The 9660-nt window shown below is 49.5% G+C and carries 4 protein-coding genes; all 4 read right to left on the reverse strand.

What is annotated here, in order from left to right:
• Positions 1-263: 263 nt before the first annotated feature.
• Positions 264-3362 carry an efflux RND transporter permease subunit gene (locus AACQ93_RS24895; protein ID WP_064609584.1) on the reverse strand — a complete coding sequence of 1033 codons (3099 nt, stop codon included), beginning with the start codon at positions 3360-3362 and terminating at the stop codon, positions 264-266.
• Positions 3362-4435 (reverse strand): efflux RND transporter periplasmic adaptor subunit, encoded by a 1074-nt coding sequence (locus AACQ93_RS24900; RefSeq protein ID WP_064609585.1) that lies wholly within the window; start codon positions 4433-4435, stop codon positions 3362-3364. Before AACQ93_RS24900 ends, AACQ93_RS24895 begins: the two co-directional genes overlap by 1 nt.
• 461 nt (positions 4436-4896) lie before the next feature.
• Positions 4897-7188 carry a patatin-like phospholipase family protein gene (locus AACQ93_RS24905; RefSeq protein ID WP_064609587.1) on the reverse strand — a complete coding sequence of 764 codons (2292 nt, stop codon included), beginning with the start codon at positions 7186-7188 and terminating at the stop codon, positions 4897-4899.
• A gap of 240 nt (positions 7189-7428) precedes the next feature.
• On the reverse strand, positions 7429-9429 hold the full coding sequence (locus tag AACQ93_RS24910; RefSeq protein WP_064609588.1) for a replication initiator protein RctB domain-containing protein: 2001 nt from the start codon (positions 9427-9429) through the stop codon (positions 7429-7431).
• Positions 9430-9660: the final 231 nt, after the last annotated feature.

Raw genomic sequence — 9660 nt, forward strand, 5'->3', positions numbered from 1 at the left:
ACAACAGCCATTTCCCAGTCCGTAGACTTAGTGGCATTTCAGAGCTTATCTCAAGGCACTAACAACACAAACAGATAATAGATCAGAATGTTACCCAACTCGCATTAAACCTGTCAGTACGCTTAAGGATCCTAAGACTAACAATAATGAGAGATCGTCTTATCCAATTTCAAATTTGGTATTGCTACTGCTGTCAGAAACAAAATCAGACTTATTTCTAACTAAAATTTAATCAATCAACAGATTAAATTACTTCACCATTTTTACTCACTGACTTTCAGTTGTTTTTCCAGCGTCTTAGCCACAAATTCCGGGCTGTGAGTATTGCGAGCCAGTAAACGATACACCACAGGCACTACCAGCAAAGTAAACAAGGTTGCCACCAAGATACCGGACAGCACAACAATACCTATCACCAAGCGCGTTTCAGCCCCGGCTCCGGATGCCACAATCAACGGCACCGCCCCTGCAGCCGTCGTAATCGCTGTCATCAGAATGGGGCGTAAACGGGCAGCGGCCGCATCTAGGATAGCCTGCTCAAACGCTTCTCCCTGATCCCGAAGCTGATTGGCAAACTCAACAATCAATATCCCATTCTTGGCTGCCAAGCCTATCAGCATGATGATCCCAATCTGAGAATAAATGTTCAGCGTTTGATCGGTAAAATACAGCCCCAACAATGCCCCAAACATTGCCAACGGCACTGTCAACATAATCACCAGCGGATGGATATAACTTTCAAACTGAGCTGCCAGTACCAGAAAAACCACCACCAATGACATGGAAAATACGAACAGTATTGAAGAGCCGGAATCCTGATAATCCTGCGATGCCCCTTTGTAATTGACAACCGCATCCGCTGGAAGATGTTGATAAACCAATCCGTTCAGGTAATTGAGTGCCTCCCCGAGGGTATAGTTTCCGGCAAGATTAGCTTCAATTGTTATCGCCCTTACCCGGTTATAACGATTAAGCTGAGGCGCACTGGCAAACTCTTCAACCGAAATCAGGCTCGATAACGGTATCAGCTCATCACTGCGATCAGAGCGCACATAAAGATTATTCAAATCCGCGGCTGTATTTTGCCTCTCCCTTTGGCCTTCAATCACCACATCATATTCTTCTCCCCGCCAGGTATAGGTCGTTACTAAACGGGAACCGAGCATAGATTCGAGGGTCTGGCCGATATCCCGTATCGACACCCCGAGATCTCCGGCCCTGTCACGATCAATCTTAATCCGCCACTGTGGTTTGGTTTCTTTGTAATCGTGATCCACCCCGGTCAGGTTCGGGTTGGCTGCCGCTTCATCGAGCAGAATATCGCGCCATTGAGCCAGCTCTTCGTAGCTGCCGCCTCCCAGCACAAACTGCACCGGTTTACCGACCCCGCGCCCGAACGGCTGTCGCATCACAGGAAAAGCCCTTACTCCGGCCAGATCAGACAACCGTCGTCGAATATCAGCGATAATTGAGAAAGCATCACGTCGCTGTGCCCACTCCTCCAGCACCACAATGGCAAAACCGTTAGAAAAATCTTCAATCCGTCCCCAGCCCCTGGGGGCCCTGACCAACAACCGCTTCACTTCCCCGGCTTCAACCAACGGCATCAGACGGTGTTCAATCTCATCCATATACGGCTGCATAAACTCAAAGCTGGCTCCCTGAGGGCCATTAACGATAATAAACATTGCCCCGCGATCTTCCCTCGGAGCAAATTCCGACGGGATCCGGCTCGCCAGCCAGCCACTGCCGGCCAGCGCGATAACCATAATCACCATCACCAGGGAAGGTCGGTGCAATCCCTTAGCCAGCAAGCGACGGTAAAATGCAGTCATACGAGCAAGGATCCCGCCGACTTTTCTGACCAGCCTGGACTCATTCTCTACGCGGCGCATAATTTTTGAGCCCATCATCGGACTCAGGGTCAGGGCCACCAATGAGGACAGCACCACCGCCGAACTGATCGCTATGGAAAACTCGCGGAAAAGTTTGCCCAAATCCCCTTCCAGAAAACCAATCGGCAGGAAAACCGCGACTAACACGACCGTTGTGGCCACAATCGCAAAACTCACCTGCCTCGCTCCCAGAAACGCAGCCTTGAGCGGGGGCTCTCCCGCCTCAATGCGTCGATGAATGTTTTCCAGCATCACAATGGCATCATCAACCACAATCCCGATAGCCAGTATTAATGCCAGCAAGGTAAGCAGATTAATGGTAAAGCCCAGGGCGTAAAGGATGATAAAGCTGCCAATCAGGGAAACGGGCAAAGTCAGCGCCGGTATCAGCATCGCCCGGACACTGCCGAGAAACAGGTAAATCACCAAAACCACCAGCCCGAGCGCGATAAACAGGGTTTTATAGACTTCATCAACAGAGGCCTGAATAAAAACTGATGAATCGTAGGAGCGTTTGATTTCCATACCTTCAGGCAGGGTCGGGTTGAGCTCATCGACCAAAGCATTCACCGCCTTGGCAACTTCCAATGTATTGGCGGTGGACTGGCGATTGATCCCAAGACCAATCATGTCCTGGGTATTGCCTCGGAAAGTGATCCGCTCTTCTTCAGCAGCCAGAGCCACACTGGCTACATCACCCAGCCGAATCAAATAACCGTCAGTTCCGGTACCGACAACCAGCCGGGAAAAATCCTCCGGAGCGATGAAACTGCGCAAAGTGCGGAGCGAAAACTGCCGATTTTGAGATTCTAACGACCCGGCAGGCAGTTCAACATTGTCATCGCGAAGTGCATCTTCAATATCGGTGACGGTCAGCCCTCGTGAAGCAAGTTTCTGGCGATCAATCCAAATCCGAAGCGCATATTGTTTTCCGCCGCCAATCCGGATATTTGCGACCCCGTCCACTACTGAGAAACGATCAACCAGATAGCGGCTGGCATAATCGGTCAGCTCCAGAGTATCCAACCGATCCGAAACCAGGTTCAGCCACATGATCACTTCCGAGCTGGCAGCCGCTTTCTGCACTTCCGGTGGCTCAGCTTCATCGGGAAGATCGTTAAGAATGCCGGAAATTCGATCACGGACGTCATTGGCAGCAGCATCAATATCCCGGCCAATACCGAACTCCAGCGTGACCGTCGAGCGACCGTCACGGCTCTGCGAGCTGATATTTCGAATCCCCTCCAACCCGGCAATCCGGTCTTCAACCAGCTGGGTAATACGGGTTTCAACTATCGCCGCTGACGCTCCCCGGTAAGTGGTAGAGACCGTGACGACTGGCGGGTCGATACTCGGATACTCCCTCAGCGGCAGCTTGCTGTAACCAATCAAACCAAAGGTGATCAGCAATAAGCTGATCACAGAACCCAGTACCGGCCGCTTTACCGAAATATCTGTCAGCAACATCAGTCAGCCTCCCGATAGGTAAAGCGTTCACTGGTACGGGTCTCGACTGTCTGTCCCGGCCTAACACGCTGGATCCCGCGAGTAATGATCAGCTCCCCCTCTTCCACTCCACGGGTAATTTCAGCTGTTCCACGGGTGCGAAAGCCCACCGCTACCTGACGCTGCTCCACCACATTTTCAGGGGTGACAACAAACAGAAAGTTATTACGTTGACGGGGAACCAAGGCTTCTTCCGGAACCACCAGCCCTTCTCGCTGTTCAACAATCAGGCTTAAGATCATCAGCATACCGGGTCGTAGCAGAAAACCGGGGTTATCGATTTCAGCCCGAACCACAATCGCCCGTGTCAGGGGATTGACCCGGCTGTCGATCCCGGTGACTTCACCAATAAAACGCCGCTCAGCATAGGCTGCCACCTCTCCCTCAATCACCGAGCCCAGCTGTAGTTCGCCGATAAACTGCTCCGGAATGGTAAAGTCGAGTTTCACCTTGGCAAGATCATCTAATGTGGTGATCACGGTTCCGGGCGTCACCAAAGCTCCAGGGCTGATCTGCCGAAAGCCCAACAGGCCGGCAAACGGCGCCTGTATAAACCGGGCTTCCAGCTCGGCCTGGTTCTGGGCCAGCACAGCACGGGCTATTTCTATATCGGTGAAGAGCTTATCCAGCTCAGAACGCGGCACTGTCTTGCGCTTGACCAGACCTTCAATCCGTTTATATTCCCGCTGTTGTTCCTTCAAATTGGCATTAGCAGCCCGGACCTTGGCCTGTTGTTCCCCTGCCCTCAGAGTGACCAGCAGCTCACCGGCACTAACCTGCTGGCCATCAGCAAAATGAACCAACTCAACCTTTTCCGTCACCTTGGCTGACAGCACCACAGACTCTCTTGATTTCACCGTACCGAGGGCCTCAACTTCACGCCGGACATCCTGCCTGCTAACTTTGGTCACCACGACACTCGGTACGCTGTTGCGGGAAAAACCGCCGGGCTGGCTGCGCCCCTGCTCTTTGAACCAGACAGCTGCCATTAAGCCTGCCAGCAATAACACCGCAACAATCAAGCTGATTCTCATAATCCCTGCCAAATAGTAAGTGCTCGCGATGCCAACGACAGTGTTCAAACTCAGGCAAACGAGCAACTGTCCATCCATTGGTATAAGTTTGGTTGATAATAAGTATATTGCCGCAATAAATGGCTGATCTTTGGCAGTTAGTTTGAGTGTTGACGAGCTAGGCCAGAAAGGAAGAAGAGAAAACGTAACCACGAGAATATGGCAAACAGGCAAAAAAAAAGCGAGCCAGGAGATGGCTCGCAAAAACTCATATATTGCTTTTCGATGGGTGGCAAGAAAAAGAGCCCGATATCCATAACGGGACTTTATCTCTCACAACGAAAGGACAAAGGTTATATCCGTGTTCTATTGTGCCTGAACACACTGTTCAATTGTCAGCGAAATGTCAGAATTATCAAAACATTTCCATTTTAAACAAATCGGCTGTGAAACCTTGTCACCACCTCAGTTAAGGCTTCGCCTTAGTTAAAAGCGCTGCCGACCGATAAATAAACTGAATTTTCGCCAGCTTCTGCCTGACCGTAGGCAAAGTACAGAGGCCCCAGTGGCGAATCGACTGCCACATAAACACTGGCTGCACCAATACTGCTTTGCCAACTGATATCACTGCTGTCATCCCAAACCCCGCCACGCTCAATGGAGGCCCCGATATACACCGGAGCAGAAAAGGCACCGAAATTATTATCCAGCAGGCGATAACGATAAATCAGGGAACCAAAGACTCGATAATGACCGTTCAGTTCAAACCGATGGAAACCGGACAGATTAAAAAGCCCGCCCAGATCCTGAACATAAATCGGGATCAGCTCCTCGCTGTCGGACCCGCCGCCTTTGGCATTAACCAGCAACGAATGGCGCTCATAAGTAAAAGGCTTTGCCAATTTAACTTCGTAGTAAATATTATCTTCGCTGAGGGTCTCACCATTATTGAGCTGGCTGCGATTCATCCCAATGCCCAATTCAGCTTCGAACAGCCATCCCTCGGTCGGAAAATAGTAGCTATTCAAATCATCATAAACAAAAGCCAGATAAGGACCGTGAGAGCTGTAATCCTGACTGTCCTCGGCATTAATTTCGGTCACCTGCCCAGACAAACCGCGATAACCGGCAGCAATACCTATCCATGGTTTCAGATTCCAGCCGACTTCTGCAAATGTATGGTAATTTTCATATTCGGTGTCAATCACATTGACGCCACTGCGGCCAATCTCAGCACTCTGCTCTTCATTGAGCGTAAATTCCCGTACCTCACGGTTCCATCCCAGCCCCAGCGAAGTGTAAAACTGTTTGCGGTAATCAAGCGGGAAATAAAACTCGGTTTTGACTTCCTTCCAGCTCCCGAGCAACCATTCAAACTGCCATTCACCGCCCTTTTCAGTCAAATCGGTGTAAATGTATTGAGCACCGAATGAAAAATCGGATCGGTTGGCAAAATCGTCTTCAAAAGCAAACTTGAAATTAAGGTAACCAGGCCCCCAGGATTTCTCATTCACCTCTAACGCCAGAATGTTTTCATCATCCAGCTGTTTGATCCGGTAAGTTATACGGGCAAAAATATCCTGCGCATTAAGCCGGTTAACTGCCGCCTCGAGTTCTTCATTCGATATCACCCGGCCAACCTTAAGATCCAGCATGGTGATAAGAGCAAAATCCGTACGGCGGGTATTATTTTCCAGCTCTATGCGATCAATAAAATAAGCATTATTTGCAACGACCTGACTGCGACGATCAAATTTATTTTTCAGGTAATCCTGATATGCAGGTTCAGATATTTGGTAACGGCGTAACTGTGGGAGGGCATCAAGCGCCGCTTTTCTCCCGGCATTATAAGCCAGCCCCATCTTGTCAAAATCCGGAGCCAACATGAACGCCACATCCGGTTGCAGATAAACATCACCGGGCTTCATCAGGGCTTTCTGCTGATCTGCACTACTGTTGGTCATAAAAGTGGTTAACTGGGCAATAATATTCAGGGCACTGTTAAGTTCATTTTCGCCGAATAGAGCATCACGCAAATCAACCGCGATGATCACATCTGCCCCGAGACGTTGTGCTGCGTCAACTGGCATATTATTCACAACCCCACCGTCAACCAGCAGGTGCTGATGCCAACGAACAGGCTTCAGCGCCCCTGGCACCGTCATCGATGCCTGCATCGCTGTCGCCAGATGGCCCTTATCAATCGCCACCGGCTGGACTTGAGCAATGTCGGTCGCCATCGCCCGGTAAGGTATCGCCAACTGATCAAAACTGGCCATTTCAGGCAAGTTCTCCGTCAAACCTCGAAGCAGTACTGCCATCCCCTGCCCTTGGAAAGCACCAGGTTTATCGCGAAACTGACCGTCAATATCCAAACCGATATCAGCATAAATCTGGTAATTATCACTCTGTTTCTTGCGTCGGAGGTTCAGGTCATTCCGGCTGGCCCGATCTTCATAACCACTTCGCCAATCTGCCGCTAAAGTCCGCTTCATGACTTCATCAGCAGACAGCCCCATCGCATACATCCCGCCAACATAGGCTCCCATACTGGTGCCGGTGATCACATCAACCGGGATGCGATTTTCTTCCAGCACAGCCAGCACACCGATATGAGCGGCACCTTTGGCCCCCCCTCCGCTGAGAACCAGGCCGATCTTCTGGCGCGGAAGCTCATCATTTCCTGATGTTTCCTGAGCTGAGGATACAATTGAACCCGCCAATAACAACACCGTACAGCTCAGCCTTAAAGCAAACCGCCCTGCTAAACGCATTTGAACATCCTTTTCATCACCGAACAGAGACTTAACGAATTAAACTACCCTGACGATTCTGACGGCGCAACAGACAAAATTCAGCTTTGTCAGCGATTACTTCCGGTTTAAACACAAAAAACCGGAAATACCTTGCGGCACTCCCGGTTTTATTTTGTTCCTGATGAACTTTTTTCGAGTTCAATATACAAGCAAACTGGTGATTTAATTTACAGTGTAAAACTGACGCGTTGCCCCTTGTTACAAGCCTCTTGCCATGTCTTCCAGAGCTGTCATCACCTGCTCATTAAAATGCCCCTGGTGGACCAGCTTACATACCTTACGCCGTACGGCAAGACCAGAAATCAATCGCTCAATGGACAGGTGACCTTCATCCTGCTGGCTATTGAAAAGTTCAACGGTTTTACTCAATACATCGTAGCTGACAACCTCTTCACCGACACGCAACCAATCCAGCTTCTCCAGAAGCCCCTGACACTCTTCTGTGATTGAAGACTGTGAATGACCCGTCATGGCAGATAACGCTGTTATACTGCGTTGTAGAGCCTCTGGAGAGGTATATTTCGACAGAGTGATCGTCAGCTCATCGGCATTTATCTCGACAAGGTGCTTCCGCAGCTTAACCCGACGTCCCAGACGGCCGCGGGTACGACCCTCTTTGCGCTGGATCGGCTCAAACTCACCGTCAATGATCTCGGAAAGCTGATCAAGCTCTTTCTTCGGCAGAATTTCATTGCGCAACGGGTTCGGCATAGTCGGTGCCATAGAGCGCTTGCCTTCGTTGGTCGTTTTCGCCCGGCAATAACGGATCACTTCATCGGCATCACACTTGATATCAATCTGGTAGTCGCAATAGCGCTTATCTTGATCCATCGGCGTGATCGTCAGGTGATACCCCCACAGGTTCACCGCAAACACCTGATCAGTAACTTTATCTTTGGCCAGCTTACGCAGCTCGCGGATCAGATCCGAGGAAAAACGTCGCCACTCAATATTGCGAGCCAGTTTCTGGTTAAGCTCACTGAGCAACATCGAGTCATGAACACGACGCGACATTCGGCTACGGAAGAAGGTATACAGCTGGAATACCAGGGTATGCTGACGCAAGATCTCCGGCGGGAAGAGGAAAAAGTAATCCCGGGTCAGCAGTTCGTCAAAGAATGACGGCTCCCAGACCAGAATATACAGGTTTGGTTTAATACGAATTTCACCGTCTTCCCCTTCCTGAGGCGCCTCCTCAGAAGCGGTAATAGTACGGGCCAGAAAACGAAAACGATCACTTTTGAACCCTTCCGGCATATTTTCGCTCAGCCAGCGACCGGTCAGTTCATGAAGCTGAAAGTCAGTAAACTCAATGCGATCAATACTTTCGCGGATCGAATCACGAGCCGGTCCGCTGTCTTTCTTACCACGCAGAGCAAGAATATCAGTAATGTAAATCGGGGTTTTATTCCCCATTATCCGACTTTGGATCTCATACTCGGACAGGTGATGATCATGATACTGAACAGTCAGTGTAAACAAGGCAAACAACGTCATCATATCGTCAACCGTCATGATCGACTTGGATGATCGTGTTTCAATGATCGCTTTGGTGCCGCTGATCGCAACCATGGATTTCTGGTAGTTCTTCTTGGTCCTCGGCGGAGCCAGTGCCTGATCAATGATCCCGGCCCAGCTGGTAGGAGAGACAACAAACTGATCAGCTTCATCAGGCATTGTTGGCGGTGTGCCAAGACCATGCTCATTAAGCAGGCGACGATTAACATGGTTCTGTGCCAGCGCTTTAGAGCGTTTTTGTTTCTCTTTGGCTTTATTTTGATCCGAATTCAAGCTCGCCGCACCCAACTGGGAAACCAACAGTGCCGGATTGACGAAGTGATGCAGCATGGTCTTGCCTGCCAAACCTTCCTCAAAACGAACAGGCTGTTGATTAAACAGACCAATATTCACAGCAGCACGAAGTCGTTGCTGGATAGCAGCACGAGTTAACTGGCCTTCTGTTGCTTCTACAAGCTCTGTGGTTGAAACCATGCCGTCTTTGCTTGATAAGCCTCGCAGCGAAATCAGGTTCAACAATTCAGCGATACTTTTGGTGACACCTTTAAAGTGCTGATATTGCGGCAACCAGTCAACAAGCGCAGGCGGGATCGAGAATAAATGGCCATCCTTATGAGATCGGGGAGCCTGGATCAGAATCTTTTCGCTGTGTTTATTTTCGTTATTGCTGGTGGATTTCATTTGTCATTAGCCGTAGAAGCGCCATTTTTCCGAAAAGATTAATAGAAAAAGATCAAGAAAGAAAGCTCTTTTTATTGAATAAGTTAATTACTGATCTTTTTTGTTTATTTTGATCTTATTGATATTGTGATCTTATGATCCGGGCGCTGATTGGTTCGTAAGTTGGTGTTTTATATGGTTTTTATTTTGAGCCTATTTGGAACAATGATCAACGTAAATCCGGAACGCTGA

It is taken from the genome of Photobacterium sp. J15 (assembly GCF_963870815.1).
Lineage (GTDB): Bacteria > Pseudomonadota > Gammaproteobacteria > Enterobacterales > Vibrionaceae > Photobacterium > Photobacterium marinum.